At 39.1% G+C, this 16,045-nt stretch carries 16 protein-coding genes and 1 tRNA gene; all 17 read right to left on the bottom strand.

Annotation, left to right across the window (positions count from 1 at the left end):
• The coding region (tnpA, locus tag HMPREF1504_RS04335; protein WP_038123723.1) for an IS200/IS605 family transposase at nucleotides 1–179 on the bottom strand (179 nt) is incomplete at its 3' end.
• Between the two features lie 189 nt (nucleotides 180–368).
• Nucleotides 369–444 (bottom strand) — tRNA-Lys (locus HMPREF1504_RS04340).
• A gap of 107 nt (nucleotides 445–551) precedes the next feature.
• Nucleotides 552–854 carry a hypothetical protein gene (locus HMPREF1504_RS04345; RefSeq protein WP_005377339.1) on the bottom strand — a complete coding sequence of 101 codons (303 nt, stop codon included), beginning with the start codon at nucleotides 852–854 and terminating at the stop codon, nucleotides 552–554.
• Between the two features lies 1 nt (nucleotide 855).
• Nucleotides 856–1,821: a GTP 3',8-cyclase MoaA gene (gene moaA, locus HMPREF1504_RS04350; RefSeq protein ID WP_005380654.1), complete on the bottom strand. Its 966-nt coding sequence runs from the start codon at nucleotides 1,819–1,821 to the stop codon at nucleotides 856–858.
• Between the two features lie 20 nt (nucleotides 1,822–1,841).
• Entirely contained in the window at nucleotides 1,842–2,282 is a 441-nt protein-coding gene (locus HMPREF1504_RS04355) for an MOSC domain-containing protein (RefSeq protein ID WP_038123725.1), read from the bottom strand.
• 173 nt (nucleotides 2,283–2,455) lie between these two features.
• On the bottom strand, nucleotides 2,456–3,778 hold the full coding sequence (locus HMPREF1504_RS04360; protein WP_038123730.1) for a nucleobase:cation symporter-2 family protein: 1,323 nt from the start codon (nucleotides 3,776–3,778) through the stop codon (nucleotides 2,456–2,458).
• Nucleotides 3,779–3,941: 163 nt separating this feature from the next.
• Complete coding sequence (locus HMPREF1504_RS04365) at nucleotides 3,942–4,559, bottom strand: cyclodeaminase/cyclohydrolase family protein (protein ID WP_038123732.1); 618 nt, start codon at nucleotides 4,557–4,559, stop codon at nucleotides 3,942–3,944.
• Between the two features lie 86 nt (nucleotides 4,560–4,645).
• Nucleotides 4,646–6,316 carry a formate--tetrahydrofolate ligase gene (locus HMPREF1504_RS04370; protein ID WP_038123734.1) on the bottom strand — a complete coding sequence of 557 codons (1,671 nt, stop codon included), beginning with the start codon at nucleotides 6,314–6,316 and terminating at the stop codon, nucleotides 4,646–4,648.
• 236 nt (nucleotides 6,317–6,552) lie between these two features.
• Nucleotides 6,553–7,821 carry an SLC13 family permease gene (locus tag HMPREF1504_RS04375; RefSeq protein ID WP_038123735.1) on the bottom strand — a complete coding sequence of 423 codons (1,269 nt, stop codon included), beginning with the start codon at nucleotides 7,819–7,821 and terminating at the stop codon, nucleotides 6,553–6,555.
• Between the two features lie 102 nt (nucleotides 7,822–7,923).
• Nucleotides 7,924–8,535 carry a L(+)-tartrate dehydratase subunit beta gene (ttdB, locus tag HMPREF1504_RS04380; protein ID WP_005377424.1) on the bottom strand — a complete coding sequence of 204 codons (612 nt, stop codon included), beginning with the start codon at nucleotides 8,533–8,535 and terminating at the stop codon, nucleotides 7,924–7,926.
• Entirely contained in the window at nucleotides 8,535–9,437 is a 903-nt protein-coding gene (ttdA, locus tag HMPREF1504_RS04385; protein ID WP_005377388.1) for a L(+)-tartrate dehydratase subunit alpha, read from the bottom strand. The genes ttdB and ttdA overlap by 1 nt, the downstream gene beginning before the upstream one ends.
• A 385-nt stretch (nucleotides 9,438–9,822) precedes the next feature.
• Nucleotides 9,823–10,845 carry an AraC family transcriptional regulator gene (locus HMPREF1504_RS04390; protein ID WP_038123898.1) on the bottom strand — a complete coding sequence of 341 codons (1,023 nt, stop codon included), beginning with the start codon at nucleotides 10,843–10,845 and terminating at the stop codon, nucleotides 9,823–9,825.
• Between the two features lie 168 nt (nucleotides 10,846–11,013).
• Nucleotides 11,014–11,280 carry a membrane protein gene (locus HMPREF1504_RS04395; protein WP_005377360.1) on the bottom strand — a complete coding sequence of 89 codons (267 nt, stop codon included), beginning with the start codon at nucleotides 11,278–11,280 and terminating at the stop codon, nucleotides 11,014–11,016.
• Nucleotides 11,281–11,621: 341 nt separating this feature from the next.
• Nucleotides 11,622–12,644 carry an AraC family transcriptional regulator gene (locus HMPREF1504_RS04400; protein WP_038123736.1) on the bottom strand — a complete coding sequence of 341 codons (1,023 nt, stop codon included), beginning with the start codon at nucleotides 12,642–12,644 and terminating at the stop codon, nucleotides 11,622–11,624.
• 393 nt (nucleotides 12,645–13,037) lie between these two features.
• Nucleotides 13,038–14,273 (bottom strand): molybdopterin molybdotransferase MoeA, encoded by a 1,236-nt coding sequence (locus HMPREF1504_RS04405; RefSeq protein WP_038123737.1) that lies wholly within the window; start codon nucleotides 14,271–14,273, stop codon nucleotides 13,038–13,040.
• On the bottom strand, nucleotides 14,254–15,378 hold the full coding sequence (locus tag HMPREF1504_RS04410; RefSeq protein WP_038123741.1) for a molybdopterin-guanine dinucleotide biosynthesis protein MobB: 1,125 nt from the start codon (nucleotides 15,376–15,378) through the stop codon (nucleotides 14,254–14,256). The genes HMPREF1504_RS04405 and HMPREF1504_RS04410 overlap by 20 nt, the downstream gene beginning before the upstream one ends.
• Nucleotides 15,371–15,901 carry an energy-coupled thiamine transporter ThiT gene (gene thiT / locus HMPREF1504_RS04415; protein WP_005380713.1) on the bottom strand — a complete coding sequence of 177 codons (531 nt, stop codon included), beginning with the start codon at nucleotides 15,899–15,901 and terminating at the stop codon, nucleotides 15,371–15,373. Before thiT ends, HMPREF1504_RS04410 begins: the two co-directional genes overlap by 8 nt.
• Between the last annotated feature and the right edge of the window lie 144 nt (nucleotides 15,902–16,045).

The raw sequence follows: 16,045 nt of genomic DNA on the forward strand, positions 1-16,045 counted from the left end.
GCCATAAGCTCCCCCTCTATAATCTTGACGCCCTTATATTCACATAAACGTCTCAGTATTTCACGTAAACTATTTCTGTATTGATTATATATAACTTTACGTCTATACTTAGGTGTAAATACTATGTGGTATTTGCATAACCATTTTGTGTGCGCAAGGCTCTGTGTCTTTGTTGCCATATAAAATCACCTTTCTTTTGTATATAATGCGGCTTGAACACCTACATTATACTTAAGCAAGGTGATTTTTTTGTATAACTTTCGTTGCCGCACCCGCATAGCGGGTGGTTTTATGATTCGCGACTACGTCGCGAACCAGTCTAAAGACAATAAAATAAGAAAAACCCGCACAACAGTGCGGGTTTATTTTGGTGGACCACCAGGGGTTCGAACCCTGGACACCCTGATTAAGAGTCAGGTGCTCTGCCAGCTGAGCTAGTGGTCCATGACATGAATTATTATATGCTTATTTTATAGGAATGTAAAGAATATTTATTACATTCCCATAAAATATATCAATTTGATTTATACCATATCTATATGCATAGGATATTAGAATTCTAGCATCCAATTCTTTATCGTTTCACAAGCCTCTGTAGGGATGATATCCGTGGTACCCACACATACATCGCCGCGGTAAATTTGAATGACGCTATGGGTACGACTCACTTCTTTCACAATAATGTCTGTTACATCAGTCTTAGGCACGCTAAATTGTAATCCATAACGGCCTATATAGGTAAATATAAGTTTTTGTGTATCGTATTCCATGTGGACTTGTAACATTTTACCACCAGGCCAACAGGATTCGACAAACTCTTTATTTCTCGGTTTCAGAAAATCAAAGAATCCCATACTATCCTCCAATGCGCCACATAGGGCGTTCTGGTTGATCCATAGTAACACCATCATGACGTTCTTGTTTACGTTGTAGTGCCCATTCAATATGACTAGCGAGTTCAGTTTCACTTAAACCTCGACGTACAAGAGACACTAAATCGGCCTCATCATCACGTAGAAGGCAGAGTCGCATTTGACCATCTGAGGTAAGGCGAACGCGATTACATGTATCACAATAACTATGAGACATGGAGAAGATAAAACCAATCTCCTTACCACTCGGTAAATTATAATACGTGGCAGGTCCAAAGCCGTATACATCGTGATTTTCAGTGAGGATACCACCACTGACGCGTTCTAATTGAGCCTTCCATTCATCAAAAGTCGGCCCATGAAACGCATCGCCTTGAAATGGCATATACTCGATAAAACGCCAAATCACCGGCCAAGTTTCTACATACGTTAGCAAATCATGAACTTCATCATCAGTCCAGTGACGTGAAAGGACAGTATTGATTTTAACAGAAGTAAAACCAGCATCAATAGCACTTTGAATACCATTTAGAACGGAATCTAGCTGGTTAGCTTTGCCCACACATAGAGCAAAGGCATCGCTATCAAGGGAATCAAGGCTAATATTTACACGATTTAAGCCAAGTTCTTTTAATTTAGTAGCTCTAGGTGCCAATAAACTACCATTAGTAGTCATGGATATATCTTCAAACCATCCGGTCTGCTTGATACGTGCTAATAACTCTTCAATATGAGGATATAATAACGGCTCACCACCAGTAAGGCGTACAGCTTTCACCCCCACTTGATGAAATGCTCCTAAAATAGTCATCCATTCATCCACAGATAGTAGTTGATGTTGGCTTTGTGGTGTAATCTCTGCTGGTCGGCAATAAGGGCAGCAAAAATTGCACGCGTCCGTCAACGACAGACGTACATATTCAATTGTTCGGCCCCATGCATCCTTCATAGTACACCTCATTTACAACATTATTTAATAATCGATACTTCATCACCTATATTAATTGTACCATTTTTTAGAACTTTACCAAAAATTCCTTGCGTAGGCATAATACATGATCCAACTTGTTTCATAATTTCACAGCCGTGATGGCACTCTTTACCGATTTGTGTTACCTCAAGCAATACCTCATGGCCTAATTGCAGTTTAGTTCCTACCGGCAACTCATACAATACAATGCCTTCAACGGTGATATTCTCAGCAAAATCTCCAGGCTTTACATCAGCCCCTTTATCGCGCATATGCTCAATACTTTTAATGCCGAGCAAACTAATTTGACGATGCCAATTACCTGCGTGTGCATCGCCTTCCATGCCGTAATCTACGATGAGATTAGCAGATTCAATATTATGTTTCTTTTGCCCTTTTTTCTCGCTAATCGAGATGGCAATAATCTTACCTTCAGCCATAAACTCCTTCCCTTCTTATGGGAATAAATCATCTAAATTTATCAATTTATTATACCATAGTATATAGGTGTACCCCCTGTGAGTTTAGTCACTATTTCAAGATTATTACTTTCAAAAAAAGAACCCTACCCATGATGAGTAGAGTTCTTAATATTAATAATGGTGAAAGCCGATTAACGACGGCCCATTTCTTTAAATTCATCGCCCTTATTCACGCCATTGAGCAATAAGTTAAGGAGGATGGCCATGATACTACCAAAGGTAATACCAGATTTCAAAATAATTTGAGCCCATGCAGGGAAATGTGCATAGAATGTTGGTGCCGCAATAGGAATCATGGATACGCCAATACTAATAGCAACGAGCATCAAGTTTTGATTACCCTCAAAATTAACTTTACCAAGCGAACGGATACCGCTAGCAATAATCATACCAAACATAGCAATACCAGCACCGCCGAGCACTGCATTTGGAATGCTTGCTACAACAGCCGCCAATTTAGGGAATAAACCTAATAGAATTAAGATTATACCAGATGCAGCTACTACAAAACGACTTTTAACGCGTGTTACAGCGATAAGACCAACGTTTTGAGCAAATGCTGTATATGGGAAACTATTAAGAATACCACCAATAACAGTGGAAAGACCATCGGCACGGATAATGGATGCCAATTCCTTACGATCGATTTTTTTATCTACAATCTCACCGATAGCAATACTATCGCCAGTTGTTTCAACCATAACAACGAGCATAACGACTACCATGGAAAATACGGATGCCCAATCAAATGTAGGCATACCAAAGTAGAAAGGTTCAATCATAGCCACCCAATGAGCTTTGCCTACCTCAGCAAAATTAGCTACCCCCATGGCAAAGGCAATAGCCGTACCACCAATAAGACCAATTAAAACGGAAAGATTACCAAGAAAACCTTTGGCAAATTTATAAGTAAAAATAACGATTAAGAATGTAAGGAACCCGAGTCCTATGTTAGTAAGACTACCAAACTGCGGATTACCTACACCGCCACCCATCCAGTTGACGGCAACTGGCATAAGGTTAATACCAATGATTGTAATAATGGTACCTGTTACAACCGGTGGGAACAAACGAATCAAACGACTAAAAAACGGTGCCACTAAGAATGTAAAAATACCGGCTATGATGATGGCACCGTAAATAGCGGTCATGCCATGTTGAGCACCGATCATGGCCATCGGACCAACAGAGGCAAAGGTTACGCCTTGAATCATCGGGATTCGACCACCAATATTACCAAACCCTATTGTTTGAATAAGTGTGGCAATACCGCAAGTAAATAAGTCCGCTGTAATAAGTCGGATTAAATCCTCTACAGGCAAATGCATAGCTTGCGCAATAATGATTGGTACCGCTACAGCACCGGCATACATTGCTAATACGTGTTGTAAACCGTAGGCAAACAGCTTAGGTATTGGCAACATAGAGTCAACAGTATTGTTTTGTTCTGACATAATGGTCTCCTGTTTTCTAAACTACAAACATTACACTTATATTTTACGTTATTATTCGGATTTTAACAATAGAAAAAGAAAAACCTTAGAAATTTTATTTTCTAAGGCTTTCTATTTTATTTTTTCCCGAACATTCTTAGTGTAAAAGTATGTTATCGTCCATTTATTTGTACAAGGCTAAAACGGATGCTTCCTTTTCGTCTAGTTCAGATTCTATTTGATTCATTTGCGCTTTCAAATCAGCTACATAGCTTTCATCCTTAATGCCAGCTATATTGATACGCACATTTAAAAAGGCTGCCTTTACCGCAGCTCTTGCATTAATAGCTGCAATAATACCATCGGTAATGAGATTTTGGTTGCCCTTCGTAGCCGCAACATAGGCAAGATCAAATATTTCATAACTAATCATGCCTATTTCTAAAGGTACATTAGCCGCATCCTTATAAGCCTGTTGAATCGCAGCAGTACGCGCTAATTTTTCTTCATCCGTATTTTTTGGCAATGCCAAGGCATCCATAAACAAATTAAATACATTAGCATCTGCTTGTGCTAGTGAAAGCGCTTTCTCTCGAATAAACTCTGCTTTTTGTTGTAAAAGATGCATCTCCTCTTGCACATCTTCGTACCCTTTTTTATCAAAGGTTAAATTCGCTACCATTTCAGCTAACGCTGCCCCTGTGGCGGCCGTCAATGCTGCAATAGCACCGCCACCTGGAGTTGGCTCCTTTGAAGCGGTTGCCTCTACAAAATCTTTTACAGTACTCGTCAATAAATCCATATATACTCCTCAATAACAAAAGGGGCCATCGCCCCCTCTGTATACTATGTCAATAAAAATACTATGTCGATTACAATACTATATTATTAGAATAAGCCTTTAATAGTGCCGTCCGCATCAATATCCATGTTAAGTGCAGCAGGACGTTTAGGTAAACCTGGCATAACCATAACATCACCTGTGCGGCATACGAGGAATCCTGCACCATTAGCAACGCGAATATCCGTTACATTGATTGTAAAGCCTGTTGGTGCTCCTAATAGAGCTGGGTTATCGGACAAGGAATATTGCGTTTTTGCCATACAAACAGGTAGATTATCAAGGCCCCAGTCTTTTAATTGAGCGATTTGTTTTTTCGCCTTTGCCCCAAATGTAACGCCATCACCGCCGTAAATAGTGCGAACGATTTTACTAATTTTATCTTCAATACTATCTGTTAATTCATATACGAATTTAGGTGTTGGTTCGCTGCCTTCCACGAGTTCCACAACGCGTTTAGCCATATCGATACCGCCTTCGCCACCTTTTTCCCAACATTCATTGAGCTCTACAGGCACGCCATAGTCATTGCACAAACGAGTTAACTCCGCAATTTCTGCATCCGTATCGGTAACGAATTTATTGATGGCAACCATAACAGGTACACCAAAGAAGCGCATATTTTCAATAGCTTTACGCAAATTGCTAAAGCCCTTTGTTACAGCCTCTACGTTTTCTGTATTTAATTCTTGTTTTGACACGCCGCCATGCATTTTAAGAGCGCGCAATGTAGCGACGATAACAACAGCATTTGGGAAGATATTGCCATAACGGCATTTAATGTCGAGGAACTTTTCTGCCCCTAGATCAGCGCCGAATCCAGCTTCTGTCACCACGATATCACCTAGTTTCATGCCGAGTTTTGTAGCCACCACGGAGTTACAACCATGTGCAATATTGGCAAATGGACCGCCATGAACAATGGCAGGCGTATGTTCCAATGTTTGTACAAGATTTGGTTTAATAGCATCTTTCATAAGAAGTGCCATCGCACCTTCACATCCGAGTTGATGTACATATACCGGTTCACCTTTAAGATTTGGGCCGATGACGATGCGACCAAAACGCGCTTTCAAATCTTCTAAATCGGTAGCCAAACATAAAATGGCCATGATTTCAGAGGCAACGGTAATCATAAAATGATCTTCCCGAGGGAAACCACATACCTTGCCCCCCAATGCGACAGTTACATTGCGCAATGCACGATCATTCATATCGAGAACACGAGTCCAAGAAATTTGACGCAAATCGATTTCTAGTTCATTACCTTGGTGGATGTGGTTATCAATCATAGCGGACAACAAATTATTTGCCGCTGTAATGGCGTGCATATCGCCCGTAAAATGTAGGTTAATATCATCCATCGGTACTACTTGGGCATAACCGCCACCAGCAGCGCCGCCCTTGATACCGAACACAGGTCCCAAGGATGGCTCGCGAAGTGCGGCGATAGCCTTCTTACCAATTTTATTTAATGCTTGCACCAAACCAATAGAGGTCGTAGATTTACCTTCTCCTGCTGGCGTTGGTGTAATAGCCGTAACGAGAACTAATTTCCCGTCTTTTTTATTTTCTAAACGCTTAATGGCATCAAAGGAAATTTTTGCCTTATAATGACCATATTGCTCTATATCATCAGGTGTAAGACCACATTTATCAGCAATAACCTGAATTTTTTCCATCTTATTTTGTTGAGCTATTTCAATATCGGTAAGCATAATTCCTCCTCATATCCACCTGTTTTGTCTACTGTGAATGTATATTTGTACACTCGTTACTTTTTCTATTATATGTGAAAGTATGGATTATGTCTAATCATTTCTTACTTATATGTATATTGCTTTTTCTAATCAATAGGCTAAGGCACACATAGTCTAAGGAGTTCAACAAAATAAAACCGCCACCAACGGTGACGGTTTAATATCACTTACTATATAAAATTACTTTGTACATATTAGAACGGGAATAGGATTGGCAATAATACTAATGCTACAATACTAGACACGACAATGAGTGGTAAACCAGCTTTCACATAGTCCATGAAGCTATAACCAGCTATATTATATACCATAGTATTCGCAGGCATACCAATTGGGGTAGCATACGCTAAGGAGCTAGCGATTACGATAGCTGCAAGCACCGCTTTTGGATCGAATCCCAATTGAGATGCTAAGCTAAGACCGATTGGTACCAATAATGCACAGGTAGCAGTATTAGACATGAAGTTCGTCATGAACACACCAAGCACAAAGATTACTACTAGAACAACAATTGGAGATGGACTAGCACCAAGGCTATTTACGATAATATCTGCAATTACAGAACCAGTACCTGTTTTAACCATTGCGTCCCCAAGGGCCATAGAGCCAGCGAAGAGCATGATTGTTTTCATATCGATAGATTTTACAGCTGCTGTTTCACTAATAACATTTGTAGCTACTAATACAAGAGCACCTACCCAGGCACTCACATAAAGTTTTACACCTAATTGTTTTTCAAAGATCATAGCACCAACGGTCAAAATCAATACAAGTGCTGAAGTCCATTTTTTCCAAGACGGTACATGGCTATAATCTTCATTGTTTTCAAAGGCACCATCTGGTTGATGACTTGGAGCATCCGGTAAGAAACGTTTACCAATTGTAGCATAGAAAATAGTACCAACAATAAGAATTGGCAAACCTACTAGACCATAATCAAAGAAACCAAAAGAGCCTAGGCCCGCTTGTTGTAAGCCCGCTTGTGCAATCATATTGCCAGGAGCGCCGATAAGTGAAATATTACCACCCATAGCTGCGGCAAATACAAGAGGCATCAATAATTTAGTTTGTTTAAAACCACTTTTTTTACAAATACCAATAATTACAGGAATCAGTACAGCAGCTGTACCAGTATTAGATAAGAAGCCAGATAATATACCTGTAATCATCATAATTGCAACGAGCAAAGACGTTTCGGTTTTGGCAAACTTATGAACTACATTACCTACCCCCACTGCTACACCAGTTGCAAAGAAGGCTTCACCAATAACAAACATGCCCATAAATAGTAAGACATTTGGATCTACAAAACCGGCGAATGCTTCTTTAGCGGATAAGACTCCACTTAAGTGCAAACCTACTGCTACAACCATAGCAGTAATAGATAATGGAATTTTCTCCCATGCAAACATGACGATGGCAAATACCAAGAAGCCAAGAGTTATCATTACACTCGTATCCATACATACCTCCCAATACGTGTAATATCCCTAAAAAAGGGTACAAAAAAGAGGATTGTACCAAAACCGTATAATCCTCTTATGTAGTTAAAACTCACAATGAGATTATTTAATGAAGCTTACGTGTTTATAAATCTCTTCTAACACTTCATCTTTTTTCGCATTGTATTCTACTTTTTTATTTTCAAAGTAGTTATTCCCTTCCGCATCGATGGATACGATGAGCGGACCAAATTCTTTTACACGGCAAGTCCACAAGGTTTCAGGCATACCGAGTTCACGCCAGTTCGCAGATTCGATTTCTTCTACTTCTGTAGCAGCAAGTACGGCATTACCTGCTGGGAATACACAGTGAAGAGCACCAAAATCTTTACATGCACGAGTTGTTTCAGGACCCATGCCACCTTTACCAACGATAAGGCGTACACCAGTTTGTTTTACAAATTCGTACTCGAATTTTTCCATACGCATAGATGTAGTAGGACCTACGGAAATCATTTCAAATTTATCATCACCATGATCGCGTACGATTGGACCTGCATGTAGGATAGCACCGTTGCGAACATCTACTGGTAACTCCCGTCCATATTCGACGAGACGACGATGAGCAACATCACGGCATGTTGTGATATGACCATTTAAGTAAATAATATCCCCTGCTTTAATTCCTTTAAGATCAGATGCTTGAATTGGTGTAGTCAAAATATGTTTAGCCATTAGAATGTCACTCCTTTGTGAGATAAAATTTCGTACTTACCGTCTTTATCAAATACTACATGACCGCGACGATGGTTCCAACAACCAACGTTTACAGCTACGGAAATTACAGATGGATGACGAGAACCATGTTCGATATTTACGCCCATTACGGATTTGTCACCACCCATACCTTGAGGTCCAAGGTGCAATGCGTTAATACCGTCTTCAAGTAATTGTTCCATGTACGCTGCTTTTTCATTATCTGCTTTGGAGGATACAGGGCGCATCAACGCTTTTTTAGACATAGTTGCTGCTGTATCGATGGATGTAGCAATACCTACACCAACCAATAATGGAGGACATGCATTCAAACCATAACTTGTCATCAAGTCCAATACGAATTTAGCTACCCCTTCATAACCTTCGCCTGGCATCAATGTTTTACCAGATCCTGGCAAGGAGCAACCGCCACCAGCCATATATGGGAAAATTTCTACATCATCACGATCAGGTACGATATCCCATGTAATGTAAGGTGCAGTGCGACCAATATTTTTACCAGTATTGAATTCATCAAATGTTTCTACACAGTTATGACGAAGTGGCGCATCTTGCGTAGCTTGATATGTGGCATTGCGCAAGATTTCTTCAAGTTCACCAATTAATGGATAATTAGAACCAACCTTCACCCAGAATTGCAATACTCCTGTATCTTGGCAAGAAGGACGATTCAATTCATACGCAAGGTCCATATTTTTATGCATCGTTTCATAAATTGTTTTAGCTAATGGATTCTTTTCATCGGCTGCCAATTCTTTAATTTTAGCTTCCACATCATCAGGTAATTTCTTTGCCATATAAGCAATGAACTTAGCAATGACATTTGTCATCTCTTGTACTTGTTGTTCTTTCGTACTCATCGTAAACCTCCAACAGGACTTCATTATTTAAAACTTAGCATTTATTTTGTATCGGAACCTTAGCTCCTTTCGATGATTTCATTGTACTCTTTTTTCAGGATATAACTATCCAATATACAAGTTGATTTTTGAGAGTGAAGTCCCTATAAAATCATAATGAATCACCTATATAAGTAAATTTTAACGTAATAAAATATATAATTTTACCTACCTATAAACACGAAAAAGAGCACTACTTATTGAAAAGCAGTGCTCTTTTTATATTTAGGAACTGGGATTTTTAGTATATACAAAATTACCTATACCTAATGATTGTATATCTCCCTAAATTTAAAACGCAAAACCATAAAATTATAACAATTTACAATGGCTGTACTAATTAAGGTTAGGATTGTAATTTTTTAACAACAGATTCAAGCTGTTCTCTAACAACTTGTAATTTTTGATTCGCTTCCTCTAGCTTTAACTTATAACTAGAATCATGTTCATAAGGCAAACAAGATTGTAGTAGTTCTACAATATCTTCCTCTTGTGTAGATATAATCTCTTTCCAATCATGTAATTTGGTCTTACGCCCTAACTCTTTTGCTTGCTTACGATATTCTGATGGTGTCGTATGAAAGTGCTTTTTAAAGGCAACATTAAAGGCTTTAATATCTGCAAAGCCACAACTACTTGCAATATGAGCAACCCCATCATCAGAATTAGCTAAACGAACTGTAGCCTCCCGTAGCCTCATCCGCAAGAGATACTCTAAAAAGGAAACGCCTAATTGGCGTTTAAAGAACTGAGATGTATAGTTTACATTATAGCCACCAATTTGGGCAATATCTTCTAATTCAATCTTTTGCTGATAATTTTTATCTATATAGGCAATCATCTTATCAAAGGTGGCTACGGTCATATCAACAGGCTTACCATGAATCGACTTAACCGCATCAATTTCATCATATACCTCACTGGCTAATGCTAAATGGTGATGTTCTAACCACATCTGATTAATGGGGCTTTCACCATTAGACTTAATCAACATCATCATGGCTGCGTGATGTCGTAAAGAGGTAAAGAACGGATTATGCCGATTAGACTTATCAGAGCGTATCACAAATTGATACATTCCAAAGTTCGGATCAAATTGTTGAAAGAAATCCTTACCTACATGAATAACCAATGCCGTCGTATCCTGCTCTAATGCCAACGTAGCGTGCCCCACTTGAGGAGAAATAATGATAGAGTCGAGAGGTTCCATTGTGAAAACCTCACTATTACAACTCATCTCGATACGGCCCTTTAGCAAAATAAGAATTTCCGTTTCTCCATGCCAATTGTAATGATAGGTACTAACCTTGTATATATGGCTACTGAAATCTATATGATTATGTTTATATGTATAGTAAAAGTAATCCATAATTACCTCATCTTCTAACATAAAAATGCATCCCTAATAAATCCAAGGGATGCATTTATTATGATATATATAATTAAAAATGGTCAACAGCATCTTAAGATTATTTATTGATTAAGTCACATCAAGTCCCACGAAAGAGAACTCGATGTGAAACGCTTATGTAGATAATTACATAAGAGCTGTAATAGCTGCTGCTAAACCGAAGAAGATGCCTGGTGCATTGGCCAATGCAACTGGAATATCTCTATGTTCTTTAAACAAGCCATATGCTACCCATAATGTGCAGTTGATAGCTGCTACTAATGGTTGGATCCAATCGCCTGTGCCTGGATGAGCTAGGTTGTTCATAATTTGTGGGAAATAAGATACATACATTGCTACTGCTGTAACTGTTGCAACTTTACCTACATTTTCCATGAATTTAATACGAGTCATTATATCCCCCAAAATTAGTAACTCAATACGTGTTTGTTATCTGATGAATCATATTCTACTCGTTTTGGTCGATATAACTATCCATATTAAAAGGTAATTTTTTAGGCAAAATCATAAAAAACATATGGAATCATCACTATTTTCTCATTTTGAACAATCTAAAATCTATAGATTTTCCTATAAAAAGAGCACTACTTATCAATAGTAATGCTCTTCTAAGAAATATATGATTTTTAAATATATAGAAAATCACCCAGGTCTAATTTTTCTATATGCTACAAAAAATATTTTGCATGAACAACAAAAGTTCCATCATTGCCACACCATACTATAGATAGCAATTATAATTCGCTAACAACATCGGCAAGCTTCGCTTTCAATGATTCTAGCTTGTGGCTCATGTACTCTAACTCCGCCTTTGCTCTAGCATCATCTTCATAAGACAAGAAGGATTGTAATAGGTCTAGTACATCTTGATTTTCAACCGAAATAATTTCCTTCGAATTTTGTACCATTGTTTTACGTCCAATTTCTTTCACTTGCTTACGATATTCTGTTGGCGTCATATGAAAATGTTTTTTGAAAGCTACATTAAAGGCCTTGATATCTGCAAATCCACAACTACTTGCAATCCTTGCAACAGCCTCATCCGTACTAGTTAATTGTGTCGTAGCATCTCGCAGTCTCAACCGCAACACATAGTCCACAAAAGAAATGCCCATTTGCCGTTTAAAGAATTGTGATGTATAGGCCACATTATAGCCACCTATTCTCGCAATATCTTCTAGTTCTAACTTTTGTTGGTAATGTTCGTCAATATACTCAATCATTTTATCAAAGGTAGCCGGTTTAATATCACCAGGTCTTGCATTTTCATGAATTTTTTTGACTGGATCAAATTCTCTAAATACATCCCCCGCTAAAGACAAGTAATGATGCTCTATCCACATACGATGAATTGGGTTTTCACCTTTATTCATTAACAACATCGTCATGGCCGCATGATGGCGTAATGTCGTAAAAAATTCATTACGACGTGTGCTCGCATCCGAACGAATAACAAACTCATACATGCCAAAATCCGAATCATACTGTTGATAAAATTCATTACCTACTTGAATAACAAAGGCAACCACATCCTCTTCAAGAGCGAGTGTTGAATGACCCACTTGAGGAGAAATAATAACAACATCAAGAGGTTCCATCGTAAAAACCTTATCATTACAACTCATCTCAACACGACCCTTTAAGAGAATAAAAATCTCTGTTCCCCCGTGCCAATTGTAAGTATAAGTACCAACCTTATATATACTACTGCTAAACTCTATATAATTGTGCTTATAGGTATAATCGAAATAATCCATAGCATCTTAACCGCTCCATATGCAAAAAGCATCTCTTCTAACTTATGAGATGTTTTCATTATCATATATTTATTTAACTGTGGTCAATAATATCTTTTAATATCTATTCCGATACATACTGTTCCACAAATTAGTACAGGCCTGTAGTATTCGCAGCATGCCCATACATATAGTTTCAGAATTAGTACAGGCCTGTTCTATTCGCGATGAGCCTATACATGCAGTCCTAGAATTAGTACAGGCCTGTTCTATTTGCGATGAGCCTATACATGCAGTCCTAGAATTAGTACACGCCTGTTCTATTTGTAACAAGCCTATACATATGGTTCCACAAATTAGTACAGGCCTGTACTAATTTAAAAAGGGACTCATACATGAGTCCCTTGCAATTTATTATATTGTTGGTAAGAGGCCTAGCAAATATACCTTAAATATATCTCCTTCATGTACCTCATGTACGCCTTGAGGAATGCAGGCTAAGGCATTAACGGTATATAATCCAAGCATGCTGCTACTGTTAAAGTGACGATTTGCCACAAAACGAGGTTGTCCATCACCAAATATGACCTTGCCTTGCACGTAGCGATCAAAGGCATTACGTTTAGATAGATCGCAATCCATTACACAATTAAGTACTGGGGTGGACCAATTTTTAATACCTTTATATCTACGCAAGGTAGGAACAACTAATAGATGCCAACCATTAAAGGCTGCACCGGGATTACCTGATAAACCAAAGATAAGTTGTCCTTTAGGCGTAACGGCCCCATAGGAGGCCGCCCCCGGACGCATTTGAATACGACCGTATAAGGTTTTAGCTCCTAACTTTTCATATATAAGAGGCATTGTATCAAACATACCTACAGATACTCCGCCTGAGCTGATGATGATATCTGCTTGTTCACTGAGTTCAAGGACGCGTTCAATTTCTGCGTCTAGTCTATCCGGTGCATCGCTCACATGATAATGGGTAACGCGCCGAAAACCTAAATCATCAAGTAAGCTACAAATCATCATGCGGTTAGAATTGTAGATTTTTCCAGCGGCTAATGGTTCGCCTGGCTCAATAACTTCATGGCCTGATGTAAGAACCAGTATATGTGGCATCGCATACACAGACACATCGATGCAACCAAGGCCGATCAAAATTGTCTGCACCGTAGAGGTTATTTCTGTCCCCTTTGGTATGACAACGGTCCCTGCGGAACATTCTTCACCACGAGGGATAATATGGCTACCCTTTTGTTGCGTACCTTGTAAAGTAATTGTAGCCCCTACTTCACCAGTACCTTTCACCTGTTCTTGCATGATAACTGTATCACAAGTACTGGGTACAGGAGCACCTGTCATGATACGTACAGCATGGCCAGTCGTTACAGGCTTATCCCATACAACACCAGCGCCGATGATACCATCGACGATATAGGTATCACAATTAGGATCATATGCTAAGGCATACCCATCCATTGCGGATTTATGAAATGCGGGCACATCGGTAGGTGCCAAAACATCTTCGGCTAACACACATCCTTTTGCGTCGCCAACGGCAATGGATTCGATGCTATGATGTTGTTCTCGTAAAGCCTCATTCCACAAATGAAGCGCTTCATCAACAGTAACGGCTATCATCTAAATTCCTCATCATACTTTGTATTCGACATACCAAAGTTGGTATGCATTGATCTAATTTAGTAACCTCTATGGTCTCTACGCGTTCTATATCACTGGATATCAGTGATTCTGTATACCCCTCTCTGGTTACCTCTACAATCGGAAATATACCTTGAGATCTCGTTTCTAGTATAACAATATCTACAGGTAATTGCTGTACCAAATCATACAGATTAGATTGTTTTTCAGTGCGTATGCGTATGGCCGTTTCCGTAGGACCTGCAATGGCTACAGCCGTGGCGCCTGCTTTCATAGCAAGATCCGTATCAGTTCCTTCATAATCCATGTGAAAGCCATGTTTATCGCTTTTTACAACGCCTACAGAGAAACCAATTTGTTCTAATTCCTTAATTAGTCGCGTTACCACCGTAGTTTTACCAGTCTTACGTTTTTCAGCAACTACGCTGATAAGTGGAACATGACGATCAGCATTAACGGCCTCTGCTCGGGCCCACTTATAATCCTCTATATGATTCACATTGCGTAAATGATGACCGTAATCACCTGCATCAATGGTTACCACAGGTCCTACAATATTTAATGCATGCTGCAAAGATACATCCTCTCCTGCTAAAGTGGTTTGCAATAATGGAGCAATGGATGGCTTATATATCCCCGCCATAGGCTCATAGCGTCCACTTTCACCAACAGGCACAATAACACGCCAGTCATCACCCTCTACTTGGTAGAGCCAATCATAATATAAATTAAAATCCATAAACGGCATATCTACAGCTAACACCGCATAAGCATGACTCTTGCCTACGGCCAATGTGCTATATAATCCGCCTAATGGACCACTTCGAGGGACAGAATCCCGAACGATAGAAACTTTTTCTTTCTCTTTATTCGACAATGTGTCGATAATGTTAGCTTGGATGGCTTGACCTAGACTTTCATCGTCACCGATAGAAATGAGAATGTCATTAGCATCATGTTCTAATGCATTGCGCAACGCATGAGAAATGAGGCTTTCACCATTCGTCCAAGGCAATAAAGCCTTAGGATATCCCATGCGTGAACTTAGGCCACCCGCCAAAATAATTACGCCTAAATTAAGCACCGCGTTTCAACCCTCTTTTTACCCCTTGGTAAATAAACAACAACACAACAATATTAAGAATTCCATCTGGCACCATATAAGATGCATTATAAATCATAGAGTAGATCCATGGATTTTGACCTTGCGGTGCATAACTAGCAAATACAACGGCACCACTTGTTACGGACGCAAACCAACGAAGCGCAATAGCAACAATAGATCCGCTAACAAGACCTGTCATATTGTCCTTGAAATACCCGCACACACCAATAACACCGTAAGCAACAAGATAGTCTAGGATGATGCTTAGATAATGGATAGATGATTTAAAACCGAGCAAGAAATGAAGTATGCCATATACAACGCCAGCCAAAATACCGCGTGCACCACCCCAGCGATATGCAAAAATCATGAGAGGTACCATGGATGCGGCCTTAATGGAACCGCCTTGTGGCATATGAAAAAGTGTAATAAAAGATAATACTTGTGCAATAGCAATAGCTACACCAGCTTCTGCTATCATGCGTGTCTTGGAATGCTCCATTAAAATAACCTCCTATTAATATAATGTGTATATAATGGGCTGAACATAGAGAAAATGTACAGACAAGCTACCTATAAAATTGTATAATAACTATATGAGTGTTTTTAATATTCGGAATGTATTGAAAATTGAAAACAAATTCAG

It is taken from the genome of Veillonella sp. ICM51a (assembly GCF_000524355.1).
GTDB classification, from domain to species: Bacteria; Bacillota; Negativicutes; order Veillonellales; family Veillonellaceae; genus Veillonella; species Veillonella atypica.

Bases quoted from the DNA above. Each gene is read 5' to 3' on its own strand.
- HMPREF1504_RS04345 (WP_005377339.1), bottom strand. From the start codon at position 854: ATGGGATTCTTTGATTTTCTGAAACCGAGAAATAAAGAGTTTGTCGAA.
- moaA (WP_005380654.1), bottom strand. From the start codon at position 1,821: ATGAAGGATGCATGGGGCCGAACAATTGAATATGTACGTCTGTCGTTG.
- HMPREF1504_RS04355 (WP_038123725.1), bottom strand. From the start codon at position 2,282: ATGGCTGAAGGTAAGATTATTGCCATCTCGATTAGCGAGAAAAAAGGG.
- HMPREF1504_RS04360 (WP_038123730.1), bottom strand. From the start codon at position 3,778: ATGTCAGAACAAAACAATACTGTTGACTCTATGTTGCCAATACCTAAG.
- HMPREF1504_RS04365 (WP_038123732.1), bottom strand. From the start codon at position 4,559: ATGGATTTATTGACGAGTACTGTAAAAGATTTTGTAGAGGCAACCGCT.
- HMPREF1504_RS04370 (WP_038123734.1), bottom strand. From the start codon at position 6,316: ATGCTTACCGATATTGAAATAGCTCAACAAAATAAGATGGAAAAAATT.
- HMPREF1504_RS04375 (WP_038123735.1), bottom strand. From the start codon at position 7,821: ATGGATACGAGTGTAATGATAACTCTTGGCTTCTTGGTATTTGCCATC.
- ttdB (WP_005377424.1), bottom strand. From the start codon at position 8,535: ATGGCTAAACATATTTTGACTACACCAATTCAAGCATCTGATCTTAAA.
- ttdA (WP_005377388.1), bottom strand. From the start codon at position 9,437: ATGAGTACGAAAGAACAACAAGTACAAGAGATGACAAATGTCATTGCT.
- HMPREF1504_RS04390 (WP_038123898.1), bottom strand. From the start codon at position 10,845: ATGGATTACTTTTACTATACATATAAACATAATCATATAGATTTCAGT.
- HMPREF1504_RS04395 (WP_005377360.1), bottom strand. From the start codon at position 11,280: ATGACTCGTATTAAATTCATGGAAAATGTAGGTAAAGTTGCAACAGTT.
- HMPREF1504_RS04400 (WP_038123736.1), bottom strand. From the start codon at position 12,644: ATGGATTATTTCGATTATACCTATAAGCACAATTATATAGAGTTTAGC.
- HMPREF1504_RS04405 (WP_038123737.1), bottom strand. From the start codon at position 14,273: ATGATAGCCGTTACTGTTGATGAAGCGCTTCATTTGTGGAATGAGGCT.
- thiT (WP_005380713.1), bottom strand. From the start codon at position 15,901: ATGGAGCATTCCAAGACACGCATGATAGCAGAAGCTGGTGTAGCTATT.